The 26,548-nt window shown below is 66.5% G+C and carries 25 protein-coding genes; 5 read left to right on the top strand and 20 right to left on the bottom strand.

The window, feature by feature from the left end; all coding sequences use genetic code 11:
• Nucleotides 1-12 precede the first annotated feature (12 nt).
• The 9 genes from HMPREF1224_RS37385 to HMPREF1224_RS37345 form a co-directional block, all read right to left on the bottom strand.
• On the bottom strand, nucleotides 13-525 hold the full coding sequence (locus HMPREF1224_RS37385; protein ID WP_003123080.1) for a hypothetical protein: 513 nt from the start codon (nucleotides 523-525) through the stop codon (nucleotides 13-15).
• 59 nt (nucleotides 526-584) lie between these two features.
• Nucleotides 585-917: an ElaB/YgaM/YqjD family protein gene (locus HMPREF1224_RS37380; protein ID WP_003082731.1), complete on the bottom strand. Its 333-nt coding sequence runs from the start codon at nucleotides 915-917 to the stop codon at nucleotides 585-587.
• Nucleotides 918-1,049: 132 nt separating this feature from the next.
• A complete protein-coding gene (locus tag HMPREF1224_RS37375) occupies nucleotides 1,050-3,248 on the bottom strand; it encodes a TonB-dependent receptor (protein ID WP_003082728.1) in 2,199 nt (732 codons plus the stop codon).
• Nucleotides 3,249-3,486: 238 nt separating this feature from the next.
• Nucleotides 3,487-4,377, bottom strand: a complete 891-nt coding sequence (gene cyoE, locus HMPREF1224_RS37370) for a heme o synthase (RefSeq protein WP_003082726.1) — start codon at nucleotides 4,375-4,377, stop codon at nucleotides 3,487-3,489.
• 10 nt (nucleotides 4,378-4,387) lie between these two features.
• The gene (gene cyoD, locus HMPREF1224_RS37365) at nucleotides 4,388-4,723 is read right to left on the bottom strand and encodes a cytochrome o ubiquinol oxidase subunit IV (protein WP_003109258.1); all 336 of its coding nucleotides are present in this window, start codon (nucleotides 4,721-4,723) and stop codon (nucleotides 4,388-4,390) included.
• The gene (cyoC, locus tag HMPREF1224_RS37360; RefSeq protein WP_003086858.1) at nucleotides 4,723-5,352 is read right to left on the bottom strand and encodes a cytochrome o ubiquinol oxidase subunit III; all 630 of its coding nucleotides are present in this window, start codon (nucleotides 5,350-5,352) and stop codon (nucleotides 4,723-4,725) included. The genes cyoD and cyoC overlap by 1 nt, the downstream gene beginning before the upstream one ends.
• Nucleotides 5,353-5,355: 3 nt before the next feature.
• The gene (gene cyoB / locus HMPREF1224_RS37355) at nucleotides 5,356-7,332 is read right to left on the bottom strand and encodes a cytochrome o ubiquinol oxidase subunit I (protein WP_003082705.1); all 1,977 of its coding nucleotides are present in this window, start codon (nucleotides 7,330-7,332) and stop codon (nucleotides 5,356-5,358) included.
• A 6-nt stretch (nucleotides 7,333-7,338) separates the two neighbouring features.
• Nucleotides 7,339-8,334 (bottom strand): ubiquinol oxidase subunit II, encoded by a 996-nt coding sequence (gene cyoA, locus HMPREF1224_RS37350; protein ID WP_003082702.1) that lies wholly within the window; start codon nucleotides 8,332-8,334, stop codon nucleotides 7,339-7,341.
• Nucleotides 8,335-8,960: 626 nt separating this feature from the next.
• The gene (locus tag HMPREF1224_RS37345; RefSeq protein ID WP_003100101.1) at nucleotides 8,961-10,502 is read right to left on the bottom strand and encodes an MFS transporter; all 1,542 of its coding nucleotides are present in this window, start codon (nucleotides 10,500-10,502) and stop codon (nucleotides 8,961-8,963) included.
• Between the two features lie 157 nt (nucleotides 10,503-10,659).
• Here HMPREF1224_RS37345 and HMPREF1224_RS37340 point away from each other — a divergent pair, with 157 nt between their 5' ends.
• Entirely contained in the window at nucleotides 10,660-11,274 is a 615-nt protein-coding gene (locus HMPREF1224_RS37340) for a TetR/AcrR family transcriptional regulator (RefSeq protein WP_003082696.1), read from the top strand.
• Between the two features lie 7 nt (nucleotides 11,275-11,281).
• Here HMPREF1224_RS37340 and HMPREF1224_RS37335 read toward each other — a convergent pair whose 3' ends face one another.
• Both HMPREF1224_RS37335 and HMPREF1224_RS37330 read right to left on the bottom strand, forming a co-directional pair.
• Complete coding sequence (locus HMPREF1224_RS37335) at nucleotides 11,282-11,668, bottom strand: DUF4440 domain-containing protein (RefSeq protein ID WP_010793960.1); 387 nt, start codon at nucleotides 11,666-11,668, stop codon at nucleotides 11,282-11,284.
• A gap of 13 nt (nucleotides 11,669-11,681) precedes the next feature.
• On the bottom strand, nucleotides 11,682-13,040 hold the full coding sequence (locus HMPREF1224_RS37330) for an MFS transporter (protein WP_010793959.1): 1,359 nt from the start codon (nucleotides 13,038-13,040) through the stop codon (nucleotides 11,682-11,684).
• Nucleotides 13,041-13,147: 107 nt separating this feature from the next.
• On the opposite strand from HMPREF1224_RS37330, the gene HMPREF1224_RS37325 reads away from it, so the two are divergent.
• Nucleotides 13,148-14,059: a LysR family transcriptional regulator gene (locus tag HMPREF1224_RS37325; RefSeq protein ID WP_003082689.1), complete on the top strand. Its 912-nt coding sequence runs from the start codon at nucleotides 13,148-13,150 to the stop codon at nucleotides 14,057-14,059.
• A 50-nt stretch (nucleotides 14,060-14,109) separates the two neighbouring features.
• Here HMPREF1224_RS37325 and phnX read toward each other — a convergent pair whose 3' ends face one another.
• Both phnX and phnW read right to left on the bottom strand, forming a co-directional pair.
• Entirely contained in the window at nucleotides 14,110-14,937 is an 828-nt protein-coding gene (gene phnX / locus HMPREF1224_RS37320) for a phosphonoacetaldehyde hydrolase (RefSeq protein WP_003100114.1), read from the bottom strand.
• A gap of 35 nt (nucleotides 14,938-14,972) precedes the next feature.
• A complete protein-coding gene (phnW, locus tag HMPREF1224_RS37315) occupies nucleotides 14,973-16,088 on the bottom strand; it encodes a 2-aminoethylphosphonate--pyruvate transaminase (RefSeq protein WP_003086851.1) in 1,116 nt (371 codons plus the stop codon).
• 167 nt (nucleotides 16,089-16,255) lie between these two features.
• On the opposite strand from phnW, the gene HMPREF1224_RS37310 reads away from it, so the two are divergent.
• On the top strand, nucleotides 16,256-17,116 hold the full coding sequence (locus tag HMPREF1224_RS37310) for a LysR substrate-binding domain-containing protein (RefSeq protein ID WP_003082684.1): 861 nt from the start codon (nucleotides 16,256-16,258) through the stop codon (nucleotides 17,114-17,116).
• An 8-nt stretch (nucleotides 17,117-17,124) separates the two neighbouring features.
• On the opposite strand, the gene HMPREF1224_RS37305 is transcribed toward HMPREF1224_RS37310, so the two are convergent.
• The 4 genes from HMPREF1224_RS37305 to HMPREF1224_RS37290 form a co-directional block, all read right to left on the bottom strand.
• Nucleotides 17,125-17,649 (bottom strand): DUF2937 family protein, encoded by a 525-nt coding sequence (locus HMPREF1224_RS37305; RefSeq protein ID WP_003082681.1) that lies wholly within the window; start codon nucleotides 17,647-17,649, stop codon nucleotides 17,125-17,127.
• Nucleotides 17,650-17,675: 26 nt separating this feature from the next.
• Nucleotides 17,676-18,449, bottom strand: a complete 774-nt coding sequence (locus HMPREF1224_RS37300; RefSeq protein WP_003082680.1) for a class II glutamine amidotransferase — start codon at nucleotides 18,447-18,449, stop codon at nucleotides 17,676-17,678.
• Nucleotides 18,450-18,452: 3 nt separating this feature from the next.
• A complete protein-coding gene (locus tag HMPREF1224_RS37295; RefSeq protein WP_003145285.1) occupies nucleotides 18,453-18,914 on the bottom strand; it encodes an HIT family protein in 462 nt (153 codons plus the stop codon).
• Between the two features lie 63 nt (nucleotides 18,915-18,977).
• Complete coding sequence (locus HMPREF1224_RS37290) at nucleotides 18,978-19,451, bottom strand: hypothetical protein (RefSeq protein WP_003086834.1); 474 nt, start codon at nucleotides 19,449-19,451, stop codon at nucleotides 18,978-18,980.
• A 148-nt stretch (nucleotides 19,452-19,599) separates the two neighbouring features.
• Between HMPREF1224_RS37290 and HMPREF1224_RS37285 the strand changes: the two genes are divergently transcribed.
• Nucleotides 19,600-21,651: a S9 family peptidase gene (locus HMPREF1224_RS37285; RefSeq protein WP_010793958.1), complete on the top strand. Its 2,052-nt coding sequence runs from the start codon at nucleotides 19,600-19,602 to the stop codon at nucleotides 21,649-21,651.
• Nucleotides 21,652-21,727: 76 nt separating this feature from the next.
• A complete protein-coding gene (gene lepB / locus HMPREF1224_RS37280) occupies nucleotides 21,728-22,267 on the top strand; it encodes a signal peptidase I (protein WP_010793957.1) in 540 nt (179 codons plus the stop codon).
• 6 nt (nucleotides 22,268-22,273) lie between these two features.
• On the opposite strand, the gene hxuC is transcribed toward lepB, so the two are convergent.
• The 3 genes from hxuC to HMPREF1224_RS37265 form a co-directional block, all read right to left on the bottom strand.
• Nucleotides 22,274-24,829: a heme receptor HxuC gene (gene hxuC, locus HMPREF1224_RS37275; protein ID WP_003112363.1), complete on the bottom strand. Its 2,556-nt coding sequence runs from the start codon at nucleotides 24,827-24,829 to the stop codon at nucleotides 22,274-22,276.
• 128 nt (nucleotides 24,830-24,957) lie between these two features.
• Entirely contained in the window at nucleotides 24,958-25,941 is a 984-nt protein-coding gene (locus tag HMPREF1224_RS37270; protein ID WP_010793956.1) for a FecR family protein, read from the bottom strand.
• Nucleotides 25,938-26,465 carry an RNA polymerase sigma factor gene (locus HMPREF1224_RS37265; RefSeq protein ID WP_003082669.1) on the bottom strand — a complete coding sequence of 176 codons (528 nt, stop codon included), beginning with the start codon at nucleotides 26,463-26,465 and terminating at the stop codon, nucleotides 25,938-25,940. Before HMPREF1224_RS37265 ends, HMPREF1224_RS37270 begins: the two co-directional genes overlap by 4 nt.
• Between the last annotated feature and the right edge of the window lie 83 nt (nucleotides 26,466-26,548).

The following is a 26,548-nucleotide window of genomic DNA, read 5'->3' as shown; positions in this document are numbered from 1 at the left end:
CACCGCCGGAGGTCAGCGGGTCAGCAGCACCTTCTGCGGCTGCGAGCCGCTCACGGTGACCAGCTTGGTGACGGTGCCGCCCTCGGTGATGGTCTTGCCATCGCTCTGGGCGCTCCAGGTCAGCTCGCTGGAAATGTAGTAGGTGCCGTTGGGGATGTGGTCGAAGTCGAAGCGACCGTTCTGGTCGGTGGTCGCCTCGCGCACGTAGGTGGCGCGTCGCGGGTCGAGCACCGGCGGTTGCACGTCGGGATCGCGCTTGGCGGCATCGAGGTTGCCGAACTTCGCGTAGTAGGCCTTCATGTAGCTGGTCGCAGGCTCCAGGGTGACCTTGGTGTTGGTCCCCTTCTGGATCGCACCCGACGCGCTGGTCAGGTACAGGTCGCCGTTGATCACGCCCTCTCCCACCTGCTGGGTCGCCGCGTATTCATGCTCCGGGAAATCCGGCAGGTCGTTGGGATTGGAGGCGCAGGCCGCCAGGGCCGCGGTCATGGCCAGGAGGCCGAGGTTCTTCTTGATCGAAAGCATGGGCAATTCCTTTTTTCAAGCGAAGGTAACGAGTCCGTTGTGCGGCACCGACCGCGTGCTCAGGAGCGACGCCCGAGCAGGAAGCCGGCGAGCAGGCCCACCGCGGTGGTGATGGCCACGGTCTGCCAGGGATTGGCGCCGATATAGCTTTCCGTCGCATCCACCGCGTGGCGGCTGCGTTCGGCCACGGCGCTACCGCCCTTGCCGAGGGCATCGTTGGCCTTCTCCAGCAGCGCGCCGATCCGCGCACGGGCGCTATCGGCCTTGTCGCCGGCGAAGGCGGCGCTGTCGGCGAGCATGCTGTTGGCTTCGGAGAGCAGTTCCTGCAGCTCGCTGTAGCTCTGGTGCTGAATCTGCTCGAGGTTGTCTTTCACTGCGTTCTTGCGTGCCATCGAAGAGGCTCCCTGAAAAATGACTTGCAAAGGAGTTGATAGGCGCCGCAGTGAAAAAGTTCAGAGGAAATCGCCGGGAAGAACCGGCGCCCAGGCAGTGAGCGCCGGCTTCCATGGCCTGCCTGCCTGCCGTCAGAACGCGTAGATCGCCGAAAGAATCGCCGTGCGACCGTCGCCATACTCGATGGCCGAGGAGCGCGACTGGTTGCCGTACACCTGGCGCACCCGCTCGACGTAGGCCTTGTCGAACAGGTTGTCGAGGTTGAGTTGCAGTTTCAGGTCGCGCGTCGCCTGGTAGCCGAGCATCATGTTGTGCACCCAGTAGGCATCCAGCTTGCCGTTGTCCACCGAGGTGACGTTGCGCTGGCTGACGTAGCGTGCGCCATAGCCCAGGGTCACGCCCTCGGGCAGTTCGTAGGTGCTCCAGAGGCTCAACGAGCGCGGCGGGGTATTGCCCAGGGCCTGTCCCTCACGCTGCGGGTTGCTGGATTTCAGGGTTTCGCTGTCGAGGTAGGTGTAGGTGGCGAAGAGGTCCCAGTGCTCGTTCAGCTTGCCGCTGGCGCTCAGCTCCAGGCCACGCACGCGCTGTTCGCCGGCAAGCACGTAGCTGCCGTCGGCCAGGCGTTCGCGAGCGTCCTCCTTCTTCACCTGGAACAGCGCCGCGTCCAGCTCCAGGCGCCGTCCGAGGAACTCCCACTTGGTGCCCAGCTCGTAGGTACTGTTCTTCTCCGGCGCCAGGCCTCCGGTCGCCTCGGTCACGCCCGAGCCGGTAGTGACCAGGTGTTCCGCCGAGGGGTTGAAGGAGGTGCCGTAGGAGAAGTACACCCGCCCGTTCTCCAGCGGCTTGAATACCAGCCCCGCCCGAGTGCTCAGCTTGCCGTCGGAACTGTCGGCGCGCACCGTCGGCTTGCCTGAGGGCGTGCTCCGCGAGGTGCCGTCGATCCAGTCGTAGCGCAGGCCCAGGCTGAGGTCCCAGCGCTCGTCCAGGGCGATGGTGTCGAAGGCGTACAGCGCCTTGACCTCCAGTTCGGTCCGGTTGCGCGCGCTGTCGCGCTTGTCGGTGGGGCCGTTCCAGTAGCCCGGCGGGTTGTGCAGGTCGAAGCCGTTGGCCGGGTAGAACTTGCCCAGGTTGTAGGAGTAGGTGGTGCGGTCGTAGGTCTCGCGGGACAGCTCGAAGCCGCCGATCAGCGTATGCGCCAGGCCGAAGGTATCGAAGCGGCCGGTGAGGTTGGTCTGGTTGATCCACATCCGCGTCTTCGAATCGCGCCCGTAGGCTTGCGGTCCCGCCGGCAGGTAGCGACCCGGCGGCAGGCCCTTCTGGTTGACGTGGGAAGCGGAGATCACCGTGTCCCGATGCAGGTGGGAATAGCGGATGAGGTTCTGCAACTGGAAGTCGTCGCTGAAATCGTGTTCGAGCTTGAGGGTGGCGACGTCGTTGTCGATCCGTTCCTCGTCCAGGTTGCGCCAGCCGAAATAATCGTGGCGGCTGACGCCGTCCAGCTTGCGCCCGTTCAGCGCCGGCACGCCATAGTCGGGAAGGTTGTCGTCGCGCTGGTGGAAGTAGCTCAGGGTCAGGCGGGTCGGGGTGTCCAGGCCGAAGGTCAGGGATGGCGCGATGCCCCAGCGCTGCTTGTCGATCTGTTCGCGCCCGGCGACGTCGTTGTGGTGGGCCATGAGGTTGAGGCGGAAGGCGGTCGATTCGCCAAGCCCTTCCAGCGGCTGGTTGGTGTCCAGGGTCAGGCGCCGGTAGCGGTCCGTGCCCAGCCCGGCGCCCAGGTGGGTGAAGGCTTCGGCCTTGGGCTGCTTGCTGACCATGTTGATGCTGCCGCCGCTGGTGCCGGCGCCGCCGAACACCGAGTTCGGTCCCTTGATCACTTCCACCGCCTCCAGGTTGAACAGGTCGCTGCGGCTGGTCTGGGCGCTGTCGCGCAGCCCGTCCACCTGCATGTTGGCGTTGGCGCTGAAGCCGCGGATGTTGATGCTGTCGCCGGAACCGCCGCCGCCCTCGCCGGCGTTGAAGGTGATGCCGGAGACGTTGGACAGCACCTGGCGCAGGCTCAGGGCGTTCTGCTCCTGGATCACCTTTTGCGGCACCACCGTGACGGTCTGCGGGGTATCCAGCAGCGGCACGGCGTACTTGGCCGAGGCCGAGCGTTCGACCCTGGACGACGCCTGCTCGCCGGTGACCGTGTCGGCTCCCAGTTCCAGGGGATCGTCCTTGCGCGCCGCGTCCTCGGCCAGGGCCGGCGAGGAGCAGGCGGCCATCAACAGCATCAGCGGCGCCAGCGGGCGTTTGGTGGGCAAGGGGGACGGCTCGTTGCGACGATCCATGAAGTACTCCATCTTGGTTATTGAGAATCATTGGCATTTGATTGATGGAGGGTTTTTTTCACAAGCCGGACAGCTCCGAAAAAGCTCCCGGAAAAATCTGATAACCAACGGCAGAGTCCCGGAACAGAGGGCTCGCCGCGCGGCCCTTCTGCCAGGCGGCGACCGCATCCCTGCCATCGCGCAGACAAAAAAAAGCCCCGCCAATCGACCGGCGGGGCTTTCCCTAAAGCGTGTCGCCTCAGAACAGCGAGGCGACCAGATGGGTGGCGGGCGCCACCTGGAAGTCGATGGACATCATCACGCTCAGCGCGGTGATGGCGACGATGGAGAAGGCGAACAGCTTGCGCGCCCAGACCCGGTCGTCGGCGGTCCAGTAGCCGGTCAGGGCGATGGCCAGCCACCACAGGCTCACCGCCACCGCCACCAGCAGGTAGCCGTAGCCGGCGTAGCCGCCCAGGCACAAGGCGAGGGTCGCCGCCATGAAGGCGAGGATGTAGAGCACGATGTGGATCTTGGTCACCGCGATGCCGCGCGCCACCGGCAGCACCGGGATGCCAGCCGCCTCGTAGTCCTTCAGGCGGAAGATGGCGATGGCATAGGAGTGCGGCATCTGCCACAGGCAGAAGATCGCCAGCAGCGAGGCGGCGCCGGCGTCGAACTGGCCGCTCACCGCGCAGTAGCCGACCACCGGCGGCATCGCCCCGGAGAGGCTGCCGACCAGCGTGCCGTACTGCGAACGACGCTTGAACCACAGGCTGTACAGGCCGACGTAGACGAAGTAGCCGAAGCCGGCCAGCGCGGTGGTCAGCGGGTTGGTCCGCCACCACAGCAGGCCGAAGCCGGCGACCCCGAGGACCAGGCCGTGGGCCAGGGCAGCCTTCAGCGAGATCTGCCCGGTCACGGTGACCCGCCCGCGGGTCCGCTCCATGTGCCGGTCGATGTCGCGGTCGATGCAGTTGTTCAGCACGCACCCACTGGCGACCACCAGCGACAGGCCGATGACCGTGGCCAGCAACAGCATCGGCTCGACGCTGCCGCGGGCGGCGAGGAAGTATCCCCCCGCCACCGCGATCAGGTTGCCGAAGATGATTCCCGGCTTGGCCACCAGGAGATAGCGTTTCAGCTTCACGTCATGGCCCTCAGGGCATCGGCATCATCAGCATGTCGGCGCTGAAGATGATCCACAGCGAGAGACCGACCACCAGCAGGATGACGATCACCGTGAAGATGAACGCCATCACGTTCCAGCGCCCTTCCGACGACATGTTCATGTGCAGGAAGCAGATCAGGTGCACCACCACCTGCACCAGGCCGAGGACGACCATGGTGAGGATGGTCGCGTGGCGCGAGAAGCCGCCGTCCATGACCATGTAGAACGGGATCGCGGTGAGGATCACCGAGAGCACGAAGCCGATCGCGTAGGAACCCAGGCTGCCGTGGCCGGCGCCGTGGTTGTCGTGTGCAGCGCTGCTCATTACAGGGCCCCCATCAGGTAGACGACGGTGAAGACGCAGATCCAGACGATGTCGAGGAAGTGCCAGAACAGGCTCAGGCACATCATCCGGGTGTTGTTCTGCGCGGTGAGGCCGCGGGTCCAGATCTGCGCCATCAGCACCAGCATCCACAGCAGACCGGCGCTGACGTGCAGGCCGTGCATGCCGACCAGGGTGAAGAAGGACGACAGGAAGGCGCTGCGGCTCGGGCCGAAACCTTCGGCGATCAGGTGGTGGAACTCGTTGATCTCCATCCCGATGAACGCGGCGCCGAGCAGGAAGGTGACCCCGAGCCAGGCGATCGCCTGGCCCTTGGCGCCCTTGTGCGCAGAGAGCATGGCCAGGCCGTAGGTGCAGCTGGAAACCAGCAGGATGGCGGTTTCCACCAGCACGTAGGGCAGCTCGAAGATGTCCTTGCCGCTGGGGCCGCCGGCGGTGTGGTGAACCAGCACCGCGTAGGTGGCGAAGACGCTGGCGAACAGCACGCAGTCGGTCATCAGGTAGAGCCAGAAACCGAATACGGTGTTGCCGCCGCTATCGTGTGCATGATCGTGGTCGTGGCCCACTTCGTGGGCGTCGGCCAGATGCTTGTTCAATACTGCCGTCGACATGGTTCAGACCTGCTTGGCGAGTTGCTGGAAACGGGCGCTTTCGATCTTCTCGATCTCTTCGGGCTGGACGTAGTAGTCGACGTCCTGGTTGTAGCTGCGCACGATGAAGGAGCCGATCATGCCGACGAAGCCGACCGCCATGAGCCACCAGATATGCCAGATGGCGGCGAAGCCGAAGACGAAGGCGAACACGGCGATGGAGAAGCCCGCGGCGGTGTTCTTCGGCATGTGGATCGGCTGGTAGGCCGGCAGCTTGCGGTAGGCGGTGCCGGCCTTCTTCATGTCGTGGAAGGCATCCACGTCCTGTACCTTCGGCAGCTCGGCGAAGTTGTAGAACGGCGGCGGCGAGGAAGTGGCCCATTCCAGGGTGCGGCCTTCCCACGGGTCGCCATTGACGTCGGCCAGTTGCTTGCGGTTGCGGACCGAGACGAACAGCTGGATCAGTTGGCAGGCGATGCCGCAGAAGATCAGCACGGCGCCGAAGAACGCGACCACCAGGTAGGGCTTCCACAGCGGGTTGTCGTAGTGGTTCAGGCGACGGGTCATGCCCATGAAGCCGAGGATGTAGAGCGGCATGAAGGCCATGTAGAAGCCCACCAGCCAGCACCAGAAGGAACGCTTGCCCCACTTCTCGTCGAGGGTGAAGCCGAACGCTTTCGGGAACCAGAAGGCGAAGCCGGCCAGGTAGCCGAATACCGCGCCGCCGATGATGGTGTTGTGGAAGTGGGCGATCAGGAACAGGCTGTTGTGCAGCAGGAAGTCCGCGCCCGGGATGGCCAGCAGGACGCCGGTCATGCCGCCGATGGTGAAGGTCACCATGAAGCCCAGGGTCCACAGGATCGGCGTGCTGAAGCGCAGGCGGCCCTTGTAGATGGTGAACAGCCAGTTGAACAGCTTCACCCCGGTGGGGATCGAGATCAGCATGGTGGCCACGCCGAAGAAGCCGTTGACGTCACCGCCCGAACCCATGGTGAAGAAGTGGTGCAGCCACACGGTGAAGCCGAGGAAGGTGATCGCGGCGCTGGCCCAGACCATCGACTTGTAGCCGAACATGCGCTTGCCGGCGAAGGTCGCGGTGACCTCGGAGAAGATACCGAAGGCCGGCAGGATCAGGATGTACACCTCGGGATGGCCCCAGGCCCAGAAGAGGTTGATGTACATCATGGCGTTGCCGCCGAGCTCGTTGGTGAAGAAGTGCATGTCCAGGTAGCGGTCGAGCGACAGCAGGCCCAGCGCAGCGGTGAGGATCGGGAACGAGGCGACGATCAGGATGTTGGCGAAGGTGCAGGTCCAGGTGAAGATCGGCATCTGCATCAGCTTCATGCCCGGGGCACGCATCTTGAACACGGTGACCAGGAAGTTGATCCCCGTGAGCAACGTGCCCATCCCGGATATCTGTAGCGCCCAGATGTAGTAGTCCACCCCTACCCCGGGGCTATAGGCCAGCTCCGACAGCGGCGGATAGGCCACCCAGCCGGTACGGGCGAATTCGCCCAGGCCCAGCGACACGTTGACCAGCATGGCGCTGACCACGAGCAGCCAGAAGCTCAGCGAGTTGAGGAAGGGGAACGCCACGTCGCGCGCGCCGATCTGCAGCGGCACGGCCAGGTTCATCAGGCCGGTCATGAACGGCATGGCCATGAAGATGATCATGATCACGCCATGCGCGGTGAAGATCTGGTCGTAGTGCTCCGGCGGCAGGTAGCCGTGGTTGGCGCCTTCGGCCAGGGCCAACTGGCCGCGCATCATGATCGCGTCGGCGAAGCCGCGGACCAGCATGACCAGGGCGACGACGATGTACATCACGCCGATCTTCTTGTGGTCGACCGAGGTCAGCCACTCGGTCCACAGGTAGGTCCACTTGCGGTAGTAGGTGATCGCACCGACCACGCCGAGGCCCAGCAGGGCGACGACGGCCAGTGTGACCATGACGATGGGCTCGTGGTAAGGCACGGCCGAGAGTGTCAGTTTCCCGAACATCTGCGCTTACTCCTGGGTACTCGGTTGCATGTGCATGTCCTTCATGTCTTTCATGCCCTGCATGGCTTGCATGTCCATGTCCTGCATGTCGTGACCGGTCATGGCGGCTTCGTGCTCAGCCCCGGCGTGCTCGCCGTGCGCGGCACCCTTGGCGTCGCCGTGGTGCTCGTACTTGGTGAGGATGTGGCCAAACAGTTCCGGGCTGACCGAAGAGAAGTAGGTCGGCGGAACGTTCTCGCTCGGCTTGACCAGTTCCGGATAGGTGCCGATCGACAGGCTGGCCGGTGCCGCCTTGACCTTGGCGACCCAGTCCTGGAAGCCCTGCTCGGAGGTGGCGATGGCCTTGAAGCGCATGCCGGAGAAACCGCCGCCGCTGTAGTTCGCGGAGATACCGTCGAATACGCCTTCTTCGTTGGCGATCAGGTGCAGCTTGGTCATCATCCCGGCCATCGAGTAGATCTGGCTGCCCAGCTGCGGGATGAAGAACGAGTTCATCACCGAATCCGAGGTGATCTGGAAATTCACCGGGGTGTCTTTCGGGAAGGCGATCTCGTTGACCGTGGCGATACCCTGCTCCGGGTAGATGAACAACCACTTCCAGTCCAGCGAAACGGCCTGGATGGTGACCGGCTTGACCTCGGAGTCCAGCGGACGGTACGGGTCGAGCTTGTGGGTGCTTTCCCAGGTGATCCAGCCGAGGATCGCGATGATCACGCAGGGCACCAGCCAGACCACCGCCTCGATGCGGTTGGAGTGGTGCCAGTCCGGCTTGTACTCGGCCTGGGTGTTCGAGGCGCGGTACTTCCAGGCGAACGCCAGGGTCATCACGATCACCGGGATGACCACGATCAGCATCAGCAGGGTCGCGGTAATGATCAGGGTGCGCTCGTCCATGCCCACCTGCCCTTTCGGGTTGAACAGGGTCATGTCGCAGCCGCCGAGCAGCAGCGCGGGCGCCAGGGAAAGCCATTTCAATGCGGCAAACGGGTTTGCTTTGGTCATCTTCCGGCCTTAATCGATGGAAGGAGCGAGTGGTCGCTCATGGATGTCTCCTTGCAAGGCTTGTGGCGGAGACCGCTGGCTTCAGCCAGTTCCAGACATGCAGTCGCCGCCGGGGTACGGAACGGCCATTGCCCGGCCACGGGAGAAGGCAAGCGGATACCTTTCCCGATTCCGGTGGCGGACTCGTTCCACGCGCTGAGTCGTTCCTTGATGAACAGCGTTTTCGAAGCTGTGCCGGAAGAGGCCAAGGGCGGCCAAGGCACGTGCATGCCTGGGCGAGAAGGATTGCCCTTCCCGCCGGGTGATCAGGTCGCAGTTATCGGTCGGCTATTTGTTGTGCAACAGGCAAGGCAGGAACCCATTTATCGCGATGCGGAGCAGAGACTCGCGCGACGCTCGTTGGACCGAAACTGAGCGTCAGTTATTACAATTCATTTCAGCTGAGGAGCCTATGACACATCTTGCAATAGACTTTCTCAAACATAGATAAAGTAGGGCTTTTACCTGCCTGCGACAGGTTGTCGCAGGCCATACCCTAGCACAACAGTTGGAATACGCGAATATTCTTCGCTTCGAGCAGCATAACGCAAGGAAATCGCCCCCACGCCAGCATCGTGACCCGAGAGTCAGTGTCTATCGGCCTGCAACTGTACCCCTGCCGTTCGTCCAGATGCACCAACTGTATCCGCCGCCGGGCCGGCGCTAACGCGCAGGCGCCAGAGCAGCGCGGCGGCCAGCAGGGCGCTGGCTCCGGCCACCAGCATAGCCAGACGGAAGCCCTCGGCCAGCGCGGCCGGCAGCTCGGCGTCGAGCCCCGCCAGGGAACCAGGCAAGCGATGGGCCGTGATCGCCTGGGTGGCGAGCCGTTGCGCATCGGCAATCCCCAGCTCCTCCAGCCGATCGCCCAGGACGACGATCGCCCGCCCGCTCAGCAGCGCTCCCAGCAACGCGATGCCGACGGCCATGCCGGCCTGGCGCAGGGTATTCATGGTCGCCGAGGCCATCCCGGAACGCTCGCGGGCCACGCTCGCCATGACCGCCAGACCGGTGCCGGGAACGGCCAGGCCCATGCCCAGGCCGAGCGCCACCAGCAACAGGCCGACCCAGGGATACGCGGTTCCCGTACCGCAAGCGGCCAGCGCCAGCATGGCCAGGCCGATCACCAGGTAGCCCAGCACCAGCAGGCGTCGCAGCGGTACGTGCCGCTGCAACCGGCCGAACAGCATGGACAGTGCGCCCATGGCGAGGAACTGCGGCGCCAGGTAGAAGCCGGCCTGCTGCGCCGAGGCACCCTGCACCTGCTGGAAGAACAGGGAGAGGAAGAACAGGCTGGCGTAGCCGGAAAAACCGAGGACGAACGAGGCCAGGTTGCAGACGGCGAACCCGGCCTGGCGGAACAACCCCAGGGGCAGCAGCGGTCGGGCGGTCCGCCGCTCGACGAAGAGGAAGCCAAGCAGGCCGACCCCGGCCAGGAGCAGCGCCGGCCAGGCCGTGGGAGACAACCAGCCGCCCTCTCCCGCGGCGATCAGGGCGTAGGTCAACGCCCCCAGCCAGACCACGCTGAGCAGCTGCCCCAGGGGATCGAAGGCGGCGTGCTCGGGGTGCGCGGTTTCCTCGATGCCCCACAGGCCCAGGGCGAGCGCCAGCAGGCCGAGCGGCAGGTTGATCAGGAAGATGCTCTGCCAGCCGGCGTGCTCCACCAGCAGGCCGCCGAGCAGCGGGCCGAGGATCAGCGACAGCGCGCTGAAGGAGGTCCAGCCGCCGATCACCTGGGCGCGCTGACCGGGATCGTGGAAAGCCTGGGTAAGGATCGACAGCGCGCCGGGTATCAACAGCGCCCCGGCGATGCCCTGGACCGCGCGTCCGAACAGCAGCAGCGGCAGCGAGGTGGCCAGCGCGCAGAGCAGCGAACCGAAGCTGAACAGGCCGACCCCGAGCAGCCAGGTGAGCTTGCGACCGTAGCGGTCGCTCAGCGGTCCGGAAGACAGCATGAAGGCGCTCAGGCACAGCGCATAGGCGTCGACCACCCACTGCAGGCCGGCCAGGTCGGTATCCAGGGCGTACTGCAGCGTCGGCAGGGCGAGGTTGACGATGCTGATGTCGAGCGAGGCGATGAAGGTTCCCAGGTAAATGGCGGCGACCAGGGCGACACGACGCGAAGGGTTCATGGAGTACTCCGATGAGAGGGCGCTGGCCCAGGAATAATCCATTGACCGACGGTCAGTCAATAAATATCGCGAAACATTCTCATCTTCCTGTCATGCCTCGTCTTCCCCTCCACGCTCTTTTACACTGCGGCCAACCCAACCACCGGATCCGCGCTCCATGCCCGATCGCCACGCCGAACAGCCTGCCCGCCAACCGCGCACCAAGCCTGCGGAGGTTCGTCTCGAGGAACTGATGGCGGCGGCGCAGCAACTGTTCCTAGACAAGGGTGTGGACGCCACCACCATCAGCGACATCGTCGCTGCCGCGGGGGTCGCCAAGGGTACCTTCTATCACTACTTCCAAGCCAAGACCGACATCCTCCTGGCCCTGCGCGAGCGCTTCACCCAGGCTTTCCAGCAGCGCATCGCGAATGCCGTCGAGGCCTGTCCGGCGAACGACCATCCCGGCCGCCTGCGCGCCTGGACCGAGAGCGGCCTGGCGGGCTACCTGGAGGGCTACCGGCTGCACGATGTGGTCTACAGCGAGCACCATCACCACCAGCGCGGCAACCAGGAGCGCGACCGCGTGCTGGAGCAATTGGCGGAGCTACTGGAGAACGGCGCGGCGGCCGGCGCCTGGCCGCTGCGCAACCCACGGCTGAACGCCCTGCTGCTCTACTCCGGGCTGCATGGCGCCGCCGACGACGCCATCGCCGGCGGCCGCCTGGATACCCAGCCGCTGGCCGGCGAACTCGCCGATGCCTTCCTGCGCCTGCTCGGTGCCAGCGACTGAGGCAAGCTCAGCCGCAGAAGGTTTCCTGCAGGTGGCGCCAGTACAGCCGCCCTTCGTCGTCACGGTGCAGGACTACGGTGGACAGGCGCTCGCTGCGACCCGCCGCGTCGGACTGGATTTCCCGATAGGCCAGGGTCGCGCCATCCACGCCTGAAGCCAGCAGACTCTCGCCGTCGATCTCGATGCGCAGCCCAGGACGGGTGCCGCCCTTGCTGCGGAACAGCTCGCCCAGAGCAGTCTTGTCCAGGACCACGCCATACGGCGTGACCATCGAGAAGTCCTCGGCGAAACGCGCCATCAACGCATCCAGCGCGTCAGCCCGTGAGTCGCCGGCCAGCCAGTCGCGGATCGCCACGTGGGCATGGTGGATTTCCCGGCGGTAGGCACAAGTCATGGTGTAGCTCCTTTCAGGTCTGGACCAGGGCGCGAACCCCGGCGGAATCGATACGCCTCACCCACGGCAGAGGCAATAGCGTGAAAGCGGCGGCGAACAGGAAGCAGTGGACGAAGGCTGCGGGGTCGGCCCGCGCCTGCAACAGGTTGAGCAACCCACCGAGCACGGCCATGCCCAGGCAGAACGCCAGTTGCCGATTGATGTTCCACAAGGCGCTGGCATGGCCCATGCGCGCCGCCGGGACGTCGAGCAAGGCCATGCCCTGTGCCGCGCTGCTACACAGGCTGCCGCCGAATCCCATGGTCGCGTAGGCCCCCGCCAGTTGCCAGAAGCCGCTCCCCTCCCCGCTTCGAGCCAGCCACAGCAGGCCGCCGGCCTGTATCGCCATGCCCGCCAGCAGCAAGGATTTCGGCCCCCAGCGATTGAAGCGTCGCCGGGTCAGGCCGATGGCCAGGCCGGCCGCCAGCGCCCAGAGCAGCATCAGCGCACCGGCACGGCTCGCGCTGAGGCCGAGGGGGCCTTGCAGATAGAGCATGGCGACCAGGTTGGCGCCCATGAAGGCTCCCGGCACGCAGAGATAGACCAGCATCGCCGTACGCAGCAATGGCGCCTCCAGCAAGCCAAGGTCGAGCAGCGCGTCGGTACGAGCGCGCCCGTCACGCCAGTAGCAGCAGCCCAGCACGCAGGCCAGCAGCGCCAGGAGCAGGCCACGCCCGCCGCCGCCGGGCGATCCCAGCCAGGCGAGCGCCACCAGCAGCGTGGCCAGCGCCGCCGAGCCGAGCAGCAGGCCGCGCAGGTCCAGGCGCTGCGCCGCATGCTTGTGCCTGGGCAGCCAGCGCATCGCCAGGGCCAGCACCAGCAGCGCCGGCGCCACGCTGGCGAAGAAGATCCCACGCCAGGACAGGCTGTCCACCAGCCAGCCGCCGAGGGCAGGCGCCACGGCGGGAACGATCAGCGCCACCAGCATCACCCGTGCGGTCAGGCCGGCCCGTGCCGACGCCGGGACATTCCGATAGGCCATGGCCTGGCCGAGGGGGATCAGTAACCCGCCGGCCAACCCCTGGCACAGGCGCCAGACGATCAACGTAGCCGCCGATCCAGCCAGGCCGCAACCCAGCGAAGCGCTGGCGAAACCGGCCAGTGCCAGCAGCATCAGTCGCCGCTCTCCCAGGCGCGAAGCGAGCCAGACGCTCAACGGAATCACCAGGGTCAAGCCGAGCAGGTAGGTGTTGCCGATCCACGCCAGGGTCGCCACCGAAGCGCCAAGGGAACGCCCGATGTCCGGGTAGGCGACGCTGGCGATGAAGATGTTCACCAGGTCCAGGGCGAACCCCAGCAGGTACAAAGTGGCCAGGCGGGACGGTTGATTCATGGGCGCTCCGGAGGTTTGCCGGGGAGCATAGCGAGGCGCTCGCGCTATCTGGAGAGGCTAATCGCGCATAGACTGTCAAATTGAATTTGACAATAGGGTCGCCTTCCATGGTCAGCCTCGACCGCTTCGAAACCTTTCGCGCCGTGGTCGACTGCGGTTCCCTCAGCGCCGCCGCCGACACCCTCGGCCAGACGCGTGCGGTAGTCAGCTTCAACCTCAAGCGGCTGGAGGCCGAGCTGGGCGTTTCTCTGCTCAGCCGCAGCACCCGGCGGATGGCCCTGACCGATGCTGGCGAACGCTTCTACCAGCGCTGCGTGAAGGTGCTCGACGAGGCGCGCCTGGCCATCGACGACGCCCGCGCCGAGCATGGCGAACTGCGTGGCAGCCTGCGCGTCACCACCACCCAGGAATACGGCCTGCGCCAACTGGTGCCGGCCCTGCAGGCATTCGCCCGGCTGCACCCGGCGTTGCAGGTACAATTGTCGACCTCATCGCTGCATGCCGACCTGATTGGCGAACGCTTCGACGTCGCGATCCGCCTGGGGCGCCTGGAGGACTCCACCCACCATGCGGTGCAACTGGCCAGCTTCGAGGTCCTGGCGGTGGCCAGCCCGGCCTGCCTGGCGGCGCTCGGCGAACCGCCGCCGACCGACCTGGAGAGTCTGGAGCGCCTGCAGAATCTCGGTCACAGCCGGCTGGCGGACTCCCTGCCCTGGCAAGTACGCGCCCCCGACGGCGCCCTGCGCAGCTACCGCGGACCGCGCCATCCCATGCTGCTGGCCGACAACGCCGCGGCCCTGCGCGCCTTTGCCCTCGACGGCCTGGGTATCGCCGTGCTGCCGGACTGGCTGGTGCAGGCCGACTTGCGCTGCGGCGCACTGCAACGCCTGCTGGCGGACCACGGGTTTCCGCTCCAGGGCGTGCATGCCGTTTATCCGCCGACCCGCCACCTGCCGTCGAAGGTCCGCGCGTTCATCGACTTCCTCAAGACTCGCCTGGGGCACCCGGACGCCGGTTAGAAAACCGAGGCCGCCGCGGTTGCCCGCGGCGGCCTCGGCACAGACGTGGCTCAGTTACCCTGCGGCATCTCGCCGCGCGCCAGGCGCGCATTGATGTCGCGGACCACCGCCGGCAGCTCGGCGATGGTCTCGATCAGGTAGTGCGGACGCGAACCTTCGAACATCTGTTCGATACGCGTCCGCTCGCGCTCCAGTTCGGCCGCCGGCAGCGCCTTGTACTGCTCGTAGGTGAGGCCCAGGGCATTGCCCGAGCAGGTCAGCGCCACCGTCCACATCCCGGCGCGGCGCCCTTCGAGGATACCCGGCCAGGTGTCGTCGACCTTCACGCAGGCCGCCACATCGTCGATCCCCAGGGCGATCACGTTGGCCAGCGCCTGGGCCGGCCATGGCCGGCCGTTGGGCACTTCGTCGGTGGCCACCACGTGGTCGGCGACGTAACCGTTGGTCTCGGCCAGGGCTACCACCTTCTCCATCACCACCGCCGGGTAACCGGAACAGGAACCGATCTTCAGGCCCATCCCGCGGAGTTCGGCGATCGCCTGCAGGGCGCCAGGGATCAGCGCCGAATGTTCGGCGATCTTTTCGATCTGCAGCGGCATGAAGCGCTCGTAGATGGCGGTGACATCGTCGTCGCTGGGCAGGCGGCCGAAGACGGCGCGGTAGCGCTCGGCGATCGCCGGGATGTCGCAGAGGGTGCGGATGTGGTCCCACTTGCCCATTCCCATCGGACCGCGCGCTTCCTCCAGGCTGACCTGGACGCCGAATTCGGCGAAAGCCTCGACGAAGATCTGGGTCGGCGCGAAGGAGCCGAAATCGACCACGGTTCCCGCCCAGTCGAGGATGGCGGCCTGGAGGGTGGCTGGCTGGTTGTAATTCATTGTCGTGAACCCTTTTCTGCTCGTTGTCGTTCAGTTCAGATCTCGAGGACTTCCAGTTCGCGCAGCGCCTCGCCGATGGCGGCGACCGCCTGCCGCATCTCCGCGGCGTCGACGTGGCCGATGCAGCCGACGCGGAAGGTTTCCACCTGGGTCAACTTGCCCGGATAGAGGATGAAGCCCTTCTCCCGCACGCGTTGGTAGAAGTCGGCGAAGCGGTAGCGCGGATCGCGCGGCGCGTGGAAGGTAACGATGATCGGCGCCTGGATTTCCGCCGGCAGGAAGCTGCGGAAACCGAGCCGGGCCATCTCGCCGAGCAGCGTTTCGCAATTGCTCGCGTAGCGCCGCTGGCGCGCCGGCAGGCCGCCCTCCTCTTCGTACTGGCTGAGCGCTTCGTGCAGGGCGGCGACCACATGGGTCGGCGGGGTGAAGCGCCACTGCCCGGTCTTGCGCATATAGGCGTGCTGGTCCTGCAGGTCCATGGCCAGGGAGTGGCAGTTGCCGGCGCTGGCTTCCAGGGCGGCGCTGCGGGCGAAGACGAAGCCCATCCCGGGGACGCCCTCCAGGCACTTGCCGGAGGCGGCGATCAAGGCATCGAACGGAACTTTCCGGGCATCGATCCCGATCGCCCCGAAGGAGCTCATGGCATCGACGATCAGGCGCTTGCCGTGACGCTCGACGACCTTGGCGATGGCCTCGAGCGGATTGAGGATGCCGGTGCTGGTCTCGCAGTGGATCAGCGCCACATGGCTGATCGCCGGATCGGCGGCCAGCAGACGCTCGACGTCAGCGGCGGTGGTCGGCACGTTCTCTTCGGTCTCGAAGGTGCTGAAGGGCCGTTGCAGAACCTCGCAGATCTTCGCCAGGCGCTTGCCGTAGGCACCGTTGATCAACACCAGGACCTTGCCGTCGCGCGGCACCAGGGTGCCGATCGCCGCTTCCACGGCGAAGGTGCCGCTGCCCTGCAACGGTACGCAGGTGTGGCTGCCTTCGCCGCCTACGATCTTCAGCAGGCGCTGGCAGACGCTGGCGGTGAGTTCGTTGAAATCGCTGTCCCAGGAGCCCCAGTCGACCATCATCGCCCGACGGGTACGGTAGGAGGTGGTCAGCGGACCGGGGGTCAGCAGGATGGGTGCGCGTTCGGCAGTGCTCATGCTCATTTCCTCTGCGGGAATCGGCCAAAGAAACCGGATCGGGCTTCGCGGTCCGGGCGGTCGTTCCGCGCCGGCGTTCCAGGGAAGCCTGGAGACATAAGGTGAGCGCCGCGCTACTATCGTTCAAATTGTTTGTTCCGATGCCAGCCATAAGCCAGGCCGATACCATGAATCTCTTCCAGCTCCGCGCCTTCGACGCCGTCGCCCGCGAAGGCAGTTTCACCCGCGCCGCCGAGCGCCTGTGCATCAGCCAGCCGGCGGTGACCGGACACGTCAAGGCACTCGAGGAGCACTACCAGGTCACCCTGTTCCGGCGCACCGCCCGGCGCATCGAACTGACCGAGGAGGGCTCGCGCCTGGTGGCGATCACGCGCACCCTGTTCGCCCTGGAGGAAGAAGCCGAGGCCCTGCTCGACGCCAATCGACAATTGGTCTCCGGCCGCCTCGAAGTCGCCGCCGACGGCCCGCACCTGGTGATGCCGATGCTCGCCCGGCTGCGCGCGAGCTATCCGGGAATCACCGTCAACCTGCGTCTGGGCAACGCCCAGGAGACCCTCGCGGCGCTGCTCAGCGAACACGTCGACGTCGCCGTGCTGACCGAGGTCGAGGCGCGTCCCGGGCTGTTCCTGGAGGAGTTGGTGAATTCGCGCATCTGCGCCCTGTTGCCTCGCCAGCATCCCTGGTGCGAACGCAACGAAGGCGTACCGCTGGAAGAGCTCGACCAGCAGATCATGGTGCTGCGCGAACCCGGTTCGATCACCCGCCGCACCTTCGACCGCGCCTGTGCCGAGCAGGGCGTGCAGCCGCGGGTGCTGCTGGAGCTGGACAGCCGGGAAGCGGTGACCGAAGCGGTGGCCGCCGAACTGGGCGTCGGCGTGGTGTCTTCCCTGGAGGTCGGCAACGATCCGCGGGTTCGCGCGGTGCCGCTGGTCGGTCCCGAGCTGACCAACCGCCACCTGATCGGCTGCCTGGAGAAGCGCCGCGGCCTACGGGTGATCAGGGCATTCCTGGAACTGGCGGCGGCCTGAGTCGCGCCTCAGCTCCAGTGACGCTCGCGGGTGCGGCGGTCTTCGCCGAAGCCGAACAGCGAGGCCAGCGAATACACGATCAGCTCGGCGATCCAGGCGACCAGCAAGGCGCAGCCCAGGCCCCAGGCGATCACCTCGGGCTTGAGCAGGACCTGGTAGCTGTAGCTGGCATAGGTTTCCATCAGCAACTCATGGTTCGGTGCGCGCAGCATGTGCCAGGCGCGGGCGTACCAGGGACCCTGCATGGCCTGCCACTCAGCGTCGAGCATGCGCGCGCGACGCATCAGGCGGTCGAGGTTCTCGCCGTCGCGCTGGAACACCGGATCGCTGTTGCTGCGGTAATGCCTGACCAGTTCCTCCAGGCTACCGTTGAAGAACTGCCCGGCGGTCTGCTGGAAGCCCTGGATGTTCTGCGCGGCCTCCAGGCGATGGGCGTCGACGCGCTTGGCGTAGTCGTCGATGAAACCGGGCACCTGCACCCCGAGCAGCAGGCCCAGGGTGAACAGCAGCAGTCTCAGGTAACTGCGGAACATGCGCTCTCCTCGTTCACGGCGGCGATTCAGACCCGCCCCTTGGCCAACACCTCGCCGCCCCACCAGAGGACCCACTCGCCGCTCTGCTGCAAGGTCCAGTTCTCGTTGTCGGTGAGCGGCTCGGTGGCGATCACCGTGACCACATCGTCCGGCGTGGTTTCCGCATGGAAGTCCACGGTCAGGTCGGCATCTTTCAACCGCGCCGGGCCGAATGGCGCACGGCGGGTAATGTAGGCGAGTTTGCTGGAGCAGAAGGTGAACAGCCAGTCGCCGTCGCTGATCAGGGCATTGAACACACCTTTCTTGCGATATTCGTCACAGGCCGAGATCAGCACCGGCAACAGCACCTCCACCGGCACCGGCTCGGGGAAAGCCCGGCGCACGCGGTTCAGCAGGTCGCAGAAGGCCGCCTCGCTGTCGGTCTCGCCGACCGGGCGGTAGAAACCGGGCTTGGGCTGGAAGTCGGCCAGTTGGCCATTGTGCGCGAAGGTCCAGTAGCGCCCACCGAGTTCGCGGATGAAGGGGTGGGTGTTGCTCAGCCCGACCTTGCCGACGTTGGCCTGGCGGATGTGCCCGATGACCGTCTCGCTCTTGATCGGGAAGCGCTGCACCAGCCGCGCCACCTCCGAATCGACGCTCGCCAGCGGGTCCTGGAACAGCCGCACGCCGCGTCCTTCGTAGAAGGCGATGCCCCAACCGTCGCGGTGCGGGCCGGTACCGCCGCCGCGCTGCATCAGTCCGGTGAAGCTGAAGACGATGTCCGTCGGGACGTTGGCGCTCATGCCCAATAGTTCACACATGGCTCAAACCTCCCTGAGCAAGGCTGTACGTAGTAGTTCTCGTTCCCGCTGCAGACGCGCCTGCAGGCTCGCGCGACCGACCGGCAGGAAACGGGTCAGGGCGCGCCAGAGCAGTCGCGGCAGGTCGCCGAGACGCCGGGGAATCAGGTGCAGATGCAGGTGCGCCACGTGCTGGTTGGCCGCCACGCCATCGTTGAGCAACAGGTTGATGCCTTCCACGCCGAAACCGGCCCGGCGCAATGCGCGACCGATACGCTCGGCGAGCGCCAGGAGGGCGTCGCGGGCGGCGGCGGAAAGATCGCTCAGGTGCGGGGCGTGCTCGCGGGCTACGATCAGCACGTGCGCCGGTCGCAGCGGAAAGATGTCCAGCAGGACGATGAAATGCTCGTCCTCGAAGAGTCTGTGCGCCGGCTCGCGGCCACCCGCTATGGCGCAGAACACGCAATCCATGGGAAATCCCGACATAGGCCTCGCCTCATGCTGAACGCCTGCCGGGCGTAGCGCAAGAATGGATTTCGTCGCGAAAGGCTACAGGCGCGGCTCGATGCGCATGCGCCGGTCGCCGTGCTCGTCGGTGCGGGTGTCGACGTCCGGCATCAACTCGGGCTGCATCATCTGCCGCAGGGTCGGCTCGTCCTCGGCGTCCTGCGACGGATGCCGACGATTCTTCCAGGCCCGCTCCAGCGGCCAGCGGATGGCGGCGATCAGCAGGTACAGGCCGAAACCGAGCAGCGCCACCAGGGCCAGGTCAGAGACCGCGCGCCAGGCGTTGTTGCCGACCTTGAACACGACATCCAGCGCGGTGATGGCGATGGCCGGGGCGTAGAGGTCGTTCTGCGGGTCCACCGGAGTCGGCGTGAACAGCAGGATGAAGACGATCAGCCGCAGGGGTTCGCGCAGCCAGCGCCACATCCAGCCGGTCATCAGCCAGAACACCAGCATCAGGCCGAGTCCGGCGATGGCGTAGGCGCCCCAGGCGATCAGATAGTCTTGTTCATTCATGCGGCGTGCGTGGCGATAGCGGTGATGGGGGGCTTATGATAGCCGCTTTTGCATGCCGACGCGCCTACCCACCGATGGCGGGCGCCGCGCCGCCAGTTTTATTCAGATTTCCCGGCCTCGCGCATGGCCGGATCGACGAGGATTCCCGATGCCCCATCCGCAGCCCCCCATCGCCCGCCGCGACGCCGGAAGCGACCCCTACGCCTGGCTGGAGGAGCGCGACGCCCCGGAGGTGCTCGACTACCTGAAGGCCGAGAACGCCTACCTGGATAGCGAACTGGCCGACCAGGCCGGCTTGCGCGAGACCCTGTTCGAGGAGATCAGGGGACGCATCCGCGAGACCGACCTGTCGTTGCCCAGTCCGTGGGGTCCGTGGCTGTACTACCAGCGCACCACCGCCGGCGACGAATACCCGCGCCACTACCGCTGCCCGCGTCCGGCGGACGGCAGCCTGGCGGTCGACGAAGGCGCCGAGCAACTGTTGCTCGATCCCAACCAGTTGGCCGACGGCGGCTTCCTCTCCCTCGGCGCCTTCAGCATCAGCCCCGACCAGAGCCTGCTGGCCTACAGCCTGGACACCAGCGGCGACGAGATCTACCGCCTGTTCGTCAAGGACCTCGCCAGCGGCGCGGTGCAGGCCCTGCCCTTCGACGACTGCGACGGCAGCCTGACCTGGGCCAACGACAACCGCACGCTGTTCTTCGGCGAACTGGACGACACCCACCGCCCGCACAAGCTCTATCGCCACCGCCTGGGCGAGGCCGGCGCCGAGCTGGTGTTCGAGGAAGGCGACGGGCGCTTCTTCCTGCACTGCTACCGCTCCAGCTCGGAACGCCAGCTGATCCTCCTGCTCAACAGCAAGACCACCAGCGAGGCCTGGGTGCTCGACGCCGACCAGCCGCAGGGAACGTTCCGTTGCCTGGCGCCGCGCGAGGAAGGCCACGAGTACTACCCCGACCACGGTCGCCTCGACGGCCGGGGCCTGTGGCTGATCCGCAGCAACCAGGCGGGGATCAACTTCGCCCTCTACCAGGCCGAGGAGTCGCGGCCGACTCGCGAGCACTGGCAACTGCGCGTGGCCCACGACCCGCAGCGGACCCTGGAAGATGTCAGCCTGAACGCCGAGGCGGTGATCCTCGGCCTGCGCGACGGCGGCCTGCCGGTTATCGAGGTGCAACCGCAGGGCCTGCCGGCCTACCGCGTGCAGTTGCCGGACGCCGCCTACAGCCTCTACGTGCAGGACAGCCTGGAATTCGACAGCCCCTGCGTGCGACTGCGCTACGAGGCCCTGAACCGTCCGGCGCAGGTACGCCAGCTGAACCTCGCCGATGGCACGCAGACCGTCCTCAAGCAGACCCCGGTGGAAGGCCCATTCGACGCCGACGCCTACGCCAGCCGGCGCATCTGGGCCAGCAGCGGCGACGGCACGCAGGTGCCGGTCAGCCTGGTGGCGCGCAAGGAAGTCCTCGACGGCATCGCCGCCGGGCGCCCCGCGCCGCTCTATCTCTATGGCTACGGCGCCTACGGGCATAGCCTCGATCCCTGGTTCTCCCACGCCCGCCTGAGCCTGCTCGAACGCGGCTTCGTCTTCGCCATCGCCCATGTCCGTGGCGGCGGCGAACTGGGCGAAGCCTGGTACCGGGCCGGCAAGCTGGAACACAAGCAGAACAGCTTCGACGACTTCATCGCCTGCGCCGAGCACCTGCTCGCCGAGGGCTACTGCCGTCCCGAGGGTCTCGCCATCAGCGGCGGCAGCGCCGGCGGGCTGTTGATCGGCGCGGTGCTCAACCAGCGCCCGCAACTGTTCGGCGCGGCCATCGCCGAGGTGCCTTTCGTCGACGTGCTGAACAGCATGCTCAATCCGGACCTGCCGCTGACCGTCACCGAATACGATGAGTGGGGCAACCCGCAGGAGCCCGAGGTGCATGCGCGGATCGCCGCCTACGCGCCCTACGAGAACGTCAGGGCCCAGGACTACCCGCACCTGCTGGTGGTCGCCGGCTACAACGACAGCCGCGTGCAGTACTGGGAAGCCGCCAAGTGGGTGGCGAAACTGCGGGCGACCAGGACCGACACCAACCTGCTGCTGCTCAAGACCGACCTCGGCGCCGGCCACGGCGGCATGAGCGGCCGCTACCAGGGGCTGAAGGACGTGGCGCTGGAATACGCCTTCCTGCTCAAGGTCCTCGGCCTGGTATGACCACCGCGGGGGCCGGCGACGCCGGCCTTCCGCCACGAAAAAGGGAACCTTCGTGAAACGACGCTTCTGGCCCGCCATGGGCCTGCTCGCCGCGATCATGCTGGCCGTCTACCTGGCGAATCCGTTCGGCACCGCCAGTCTCGACCCGCGCGCGCGGCTCCTCGGCGTGGCGCTGTACAAGATCCCTTCGCGCTCGATGGAACCGACCTTGCAACAGGGCGACTTCATCCTCGCCAACGCCGCGCGCTACGCCTTCGCCGACCCGCAGGTCGGCGACCTGGTGGTGTTCCGCTTCCCGCCGCAGCGCAGCATCGCCTATGTGAAGCGCATCGCCGGGATACCCGGCGATCGCGTGCGGATCGATGGCGGCCGGCTCTACGTCAATGAGCGCCCGGTGACGGAGCCCTACCTGGCGCAACAGGCGCTGCGCCAGCCGGACTCCCTGCGCATGGCCGAGCGGACCGTCCCCGCCGGCCACTACTTCATGCTCGGCGACAACCGCGACAACTCCAACGACAGCCGCTACTGGGGCTACGTACCGCGCGCCGACCTGGTCGGCTGGGTGTTCGCCGTCTGGTATGCCGAGGACACCCGGCGCATCGGTTCGGTGCACTGACGCCCCTCAGAAGAACTGGGTGACGCTGATCTTGGCGTTGCGTCCCTGGCTGTAGACCAGGTCGCCGCCCAGCGGCTGGCGATAGGAGCGGTTGAACAGGTTGTCCACGGTGAAGTCGATGCGGGTGTCCTTCAGGCCCAGCTTGGCCGGGACCCACTCGGCGAACAGCCGATGAGTGTCGTAGCTGTCGTTGGCCGCGTGATCCCAGTAGATATCGCCGGAACCGGTACCCATCCCGCCGCTGTAGCGATCGCTGGGCAGGCGGTCGGTCTTGCGCACGAACTCGCCCTGCCAGCCGAGCTTGGCATCCCATTCCGGAACCTTCAGGCCGAGCATGGCCACCCACTTCGGCGGCGGGATGTCGCGCGCCCACACGTTCGGTCCCCAGGGATTGCTGTAGGCCCCATCGTGCTTGCCGGTCATCCACGAGTAGGACAGGCTGCCGAACAGCCGCTGGCTGTCGTAGAAGCTCTCGATCTCGAAGCCCTTGATGGTCAGGCCCGGCAAGTTGCGGTAGTTGCTCAGCGGCAGCATGTCGCCGCAGCTACCACCGATACTGCCGTTGTCGATCGACTGCTGGCGGCAGCCGACGCTGCGGGTGCGGAATATCTCGTCCTTGATGCGGTTCTGGAACAACGTGGTGCGGATCTGCAGGCTGTCGCCGGCGACCAGCAGGTCCGGCAGGTTGATCACGCTGCCGCCACGGATCGCATGGATGCGCTCGGCGTCCAGGTCGCGGCTGCTGCCACCGATGGTCGAACTGTTCTGCACTTCGTACTGCTCGTCGATCACCGGCGCTCGCCAGGTCTCGGTGTAGTCGGCGAAGAACGCCAGGTTCGGCGTCGCGGTCCAGAACACCGACAGCCGCGGCGACCAGCCGGAGTAGGTCTGGGCGCGATAGTCATGGCCGAGCTTGGGATTGTCGTAGATCGGCGCCAGGTTGGCCTGGCCGTCGTTGCGCACGCTGTCGAAGCGCATCGATGGGGTGACGGTCAGGCTGCCGTAGGTGATCGCGTCCTGGATGTAGAAGCTCTGCGTGTCCTGCTTGCCGGCCGGCATGAATGCCGGTTGCAGCCAGCCGTAGTTGTAGCGCGGGGTCTCGTAGGTCTTGCCCGGCATGTGCATGAGGATGTCGCGCTTGTGCTTGTGCAGCGCCGCGCCCAGGGTCAGCTCGTGCTGTAGCGCTCCGGTATCGAAACGGCTGGTGTTGCGCAGCTCCAGGACCTTGTCCTGGTACTCGGTACGCATCCGTTTGCCACCGGTGGCGAGCTGGTAGAAGGCGGTGTCCTCGCGACGGTCGAGTTGCTCGGTGCGGGCGTCGGAATAGCTCAGTTGCAGGTCGATCCAGGGGTTGTCCAGCGGATGGTAGTTGTACTTGCCGGTCCAGGTGGTGTCGGTGGTATCGCGATGGGCCAGCAGGCGGGTCAGGCCCAGCTCGTAGCCGTAGCGGTCGATGGTCCACTGGCTCGGCGGGGTCGGGTAGCTGCTGGCGGAGAACGGCGTCCAGCGCGAGCTTTTCGAGCGCAGGTAGGTGAAACCCAGGTCGTGCTCCTCGGTGGGGTGCAGGTTGAGCTTGAACAGGCCGGTCTTCTCGTCCTGGGCGCTGTTGGGCAGGCGCTTGGGGTTGATCGGGTAGTCGGTGGGCGACAGCGGCAGGTTGTCGGCCAGCTTCATGTCGCGGCCGTCGCGACCGTTGAGATAGAGCAGGGCATCGACGCGGCGGTCTTCGCTGCGACCGAACACGGCGCCGGAGTAGATCTTCTGCTGGTCGTTGGAGTGATAGCCGTACTTGAGCATGGCGCCGACGTCGCGGCCTTCGCGCAGCAGGTCCGGCGCGTCCTTGGTCTCCATGTGCACGGTGCCGCCGAAGCCGCCATTGCCGGTGAACACCGAGTGCGGTCCCTTCTCCACCTCGATGCGCTTGATCATTTCCGGTTCGATGAACACGGTGCCCTGCTGGTAGCGCTCGAAGCCGCTCTTCTGCGCGCCGTCCAGGGTATAGGGCACGTCCTCGGCGTCGCCCAGGCCCCAGATGTTGGTGGTCTGTCCGCCCGGCTTGGGCGAGCCGCCCATGGTCACTCCGGGCAGGGTCTGCAGCAGGCTGGGGATGTTGTCCGCCTGCTGGCGTTCGATATCCCGCCGGGTCAGGGTCGAACGGCCGACGTTGCTGGCGTCCACTTCGCGACCGTTGCCGACGATGGTCTGCGCGTCCAGTTGCAGCGCGTTGTCGCTGTAGGCGTCGACCTGGCGCCGGCGCACCACGTAGCCGCCGCCCGCCTCCACCAGCTCCAGCTCGGAACCGACCAGCAACCGCTCCAGCGCCTCGCGCACCCCGTAGCTGCCGCTCAGCGCCGGAGCGCGCAGGCCCCGCAGGAGCGACTCGTCGAACAGCACCTGGACCTGCGCCTGCTGCGCCAGGCGCGACAGCGAGGCGGCCAGCGGCTGCGCCGGCAGGTCGAAGCGTCGTTCGGCAGCGCTGGCGCCGGCGGCCCACAACGCGGCGCCGAGCACGGCGGCGGAACACAGCGGGCGCCAGGCGGCGCGGGTGAAAGGCAAGGTCATGCTGGAACTCTCCCCAAGTGACTGCTGGATGTCGCCGGCAGCGGCGACGGACAGCAGAGAAGACGCAGCAGGGAGAAAAACCCACATATGCGAATGAAAAATATTTTCATTAATGCTGACGACGCGCCTCAGCGCGCCAGGATCAGCACCTCGCCACCAGCCTGCGGCTGCACCCGCACCGGCAATAGCGCCGGCAGGGCGAGGAGAAAATCGTCGGGGCGGGCGATCCGCACCGTACCGGAGACCCGCTTGCCGGCAAGCCGGGGATCTCCCAGGCGGATCGGCGCGGCACGATAGCGCGACAGTTCCTCCACCAGTTCGCCCAGCGGCTTGTCGCGGAACACCAGTTGCCCATCGCGCCAACTGGCGACCTGCTCCGGCGCCACATGGCCGAGTTCCAGGCGCTGCTCGGCGAGGTCCAGGCGCGCGCTGTCGCCAGCCAGCAGCACATGTTCGGCATCCTTCTCCAGGGACGGCTGCAACGCCACGCGCCCCTGTTTCACCGCCACGGCGAGGGCCTGCGCGTTGCGCCGGACGCTGAACTGGGTACCGAGTACGGTGACCCGGCTGTCGCCGCTGCCGACCCGGAAAGGCCGGGCCGGATCGTGGCTGACCACGAAGAACACCTCGCCTTTCTCCAACAGCACGTCGCGGGTGCGCTCGGCGTAACGCACCTGCACCTGGGTATCGACGTCGAGGAACAGCTTCGATCCGTCCGCCAGGACCACCTCGCGCTGCTCGCCAGGTGCCGTGCCGTAGGCGAGGTTCGGTCCGAGCGACTGGTCGCGCCAGAACAGGGTGGCGACGAGCAGCGCGCAGAATACGAAGAACGCCGCCGCCAGCGCCCGGGGCAGGCGCCAGGCCGGCACCGGCTCGGGAATATCGTCCAGCGCCGGGCGCGGCAGGCCGTCGAACTCTCGCCAGAGCCGCTCCATGCCCTCGAGCGCTTCGCGATGGCGCGGATCGGCGCGTAGCCAATCCTCCAGCTCGGCCCGGCAGGCAGCGCTGAAATGCCCGGAACGACGCCGGCTGAACCAGTAGGCGGCGCGGTGATCGATGTCCTCTTCGGTTTCGTCTGCGAACAGCGGTTCCAGTCGTTCCAGCGGCTTCATCCTTCGCCTCCCTGGCCAAGCCGCCGCTTGCAGTGCAGCAAGGCGCTGGCGATGTGCTTTTCCACCATGCTCAGGGAGATTCCCATGCGCTCGGCCACTTCGACCTGGGACAGGCCGTCGAACTTGTGCAGGACGAACGCTTCGCGCCGCCGCGGCGGCAGCTCGGCCAGCGCGGCCGCCAGGTGGCTGAGACGCTGCTGCTGTTCGAAACGCTCGCCCGGCCCGGCCGCCTCGCCTTCCAGCGCGGCGGGTTCGTCGTTCGCCGCCGGCCGGTCGAGATCCTGGCCGCGGCTCTGCTGCCGGCGCCAATGGTCGCGCAACAGGTTGCGGGCGATCTGGAAAAGAAATGCGCGCGGCTGCTCGACCGATTGCCGGCCCGGCCATTTCAGCCACTGGGCGAAAGTATCCTGGGCGAGGTCGGCGGCGTCCGCCGAACTGCCCAGGTGCTTGCGCAGGAAGCGCAGCAACTCGCCATGGAACGCCTGATAGGCATGCGAGACGGAACCACGGAAGCGCTCATCCATCCGTGCATCCTCCGGCGGCGCCCCCCGCGCCGTTGACCCGCTGCAACACCTCGCCTCCCCGCTTCCGTCGGATACGGAAGTCC

The organism is Pseudomonas sp. P179, from assembly GCF_000478485.2.
GTDB lineage: Bacteria > Pseudomonadota > Gammaproteobacteria > Pseudomonadales > Pseudomonadaceae > Pseudomonas > Pseudomonas aeruginosa.
The sequence above is the reverse complement of the archived record's forward strand: the minus strand, read 5'-3'. Positions and strand labels throughout refer to the sequence as shown.

What these genes read in the sequence shown, in the direction of transcription:
- HMPREF1224_RS37340 (WP_003082696.1), top strand. Translation starts at nt 10,660, where the DNA reads ATGCCCGATCGCCACGCCGAACAGCCTGCCCGCCAACCGCGCACCAAG.
- lepB (WP_010793957.1), top strand. Translation starts at nt 21,728, where the DNA reads ATGGGCCTGCTCGCCGCGATCATGCTGGCCGTCTACCTGGCGAATCCG.
- cyoC (WP_003086858.1), bottom strand. Translation starts at nt 5,352, where the DNA reads ATGTCGACGGCAGTATTGAACAAGCATCTGGCCGACGCCCACGAAGTG.
- HMPREF1224_RS37330 (WP_010793959.1), bottom strand. Translation starts at nt 13,040, where the DNA reads ATGAATCAACCGTCCCGCCTGGCCACTTTGTACCTGCTGGGGTTCGCC.
- HMPREF1224_RS37380 (WP_003082731.1), bottom strand. Translation starts at nt 917, where the DNA reads ATGGCACGCAAGAACGCAGTGAAAGACAACCTCGAGCAGATTCAGCAC.
- HMPREF1224_RS37265 (WP_003082669.1), bottom strand. Translation starts at nt 26,465, where the DNA reads ATGGATGAGCGCTTCCGTGGTTCCGTCTCGCATGCCTATCAGGCGTTC.
- HMPREF1224_RS37290 (WP_003086834.1), bottom strand. Translation starts at nt 19,451, where the DNA reads ATGAATGAACAAGACTATCTGATCGCCTGGGGCGCCTACGCCATCGCC.
- HMPREF1224_RS37335 (WP_010793960.1), bottom strand. Translation starts at nt 11,668, where the DNA reads ATGACTTGTGCCTACCGCCGGGAAATCCACCATGCCCACGTGGCGATC.
- phnX (WP_003100114.1), bottom strand. Translation starts at nt 14,937, where the DNA reads ATGAATTACAACCAGCCAGCCACCCTCCAGGCCGCCATCCTCGACTGG.
- HMPREF1224_RS37295 (WP_003145285.1), bottom strand. Translation starts at nt 18,914, where the DNA reads ATGTCGGGATTTCCCATGGATTGCGTGTTCTGCGCCATAGCGGGTGGC.
- HMPREF1224_RS37310 (WP_003082684.1), top strand. Translation starts at nt 16,256, where the DNA reads ATGAATCTCTTCCAGCTCCGCGCCTTCGACGCCGTCGCCCGCGAAGGC.
- HMPREF1224_RS37385 (WP_003123080.1), bottom strand. Translation starts at nt 525, where the DNA reads ATGCTTTCGATCAAGAAGAACCTCGGCCTCCTGGCCATGACCGCGGCC.
- HMPREF1224_RS37305 (WP_003082681.1), bottom strand. Translation starts at nt 17,649, where the DNA reads ATGTTCCGCAGTTACCTGAGACTGCTGCTGTTCACCCTGGGCCTGCTG.
- HMPREF1224_RS37300 (WP_003082680.1), bottom strand. Translation starts at nt 18,449, where the DNA reads ATGTGTGAACTATTGGGCATGAGCGCCAACGTCCCGACGGACATCGTC.
- cyoB (WP_003082705.1), bottom strand. Translation starts at nt 7,332, where the DNA reads ATGTTCGGGAAACTGACACTCTCGGCCGTGCCTTACCACGAGCCCATC.
- HMPREF1224_RS37375 (WP_003082728.1), bottom strand. Translation starts at nt 3,248, where the DNA reads ATGGATCGTCGCAACGAGCCGTCCCCCTTGCCCACCAAACGCCCGCTG.
- phnW (WP_003086851.1), bottom strand. Translation starts at nt 16,088, where the DNA reads ATGAGCACTGCCGAACGCGCACCCATCCTGCTGACCCCCGGTCCGCTG.
- HMPREF1224_RS37270 (WP_010793956.1), bottom strand. Translation starts at nt 25,941, where the DNA reads ATGAAGCCGCTGGAACGACTGGAACCGCTGTTCGCAGACGAAACCGAA.
- cyoD (WP_003109258.1), bottom strand. Translation starts at nt 4,723, where the DNA reads ATGAGCAGCGCTGCACACGACAACCACGGCGCCGGCCACGGCAGCCTG.
- HMPREF1224_RS37325 (WP_003082689.1), top strand. Translation starts at nt 13,148, where the DNA reads ATGGTCAGCCTCGACCGCTTCGAAACCTTTCGCGCCGTGGTCGACTGC.
- HMPREF1224_RS37285 (WP_010793958.1), top strand. Translation starts at nt 19,600, where the DNA reads ATGCCCCATCCGCAGCCCCCCATCGCCCGCCGCGACGCCGGAAGCGAC.
- hxuC (WP_003112363.1), bottom strand. Translation starts at nt 24,829, where the DNA reads ATGACCTTGCCTTTCACCCGCGCCGCCTGGCGCCCGCTGTGTTCCGCC.
- HMPREF1224_RS37345 (WP_003100101.1), bottom strand. Translation starts at nt 10,502, where the DNA reads ATGAACCCTTCGCGTCGTGTCGCCCTGGTCGCCGCCATTTACCTGGGA.
- cyoA (WP_003082702.1), bottom strand. Translation starts at nt 8,334, where the DNA reads ATGACCAAAGCAAACCCGTTTGCCGCATTGAAATGGCTTTCCCTGGCG.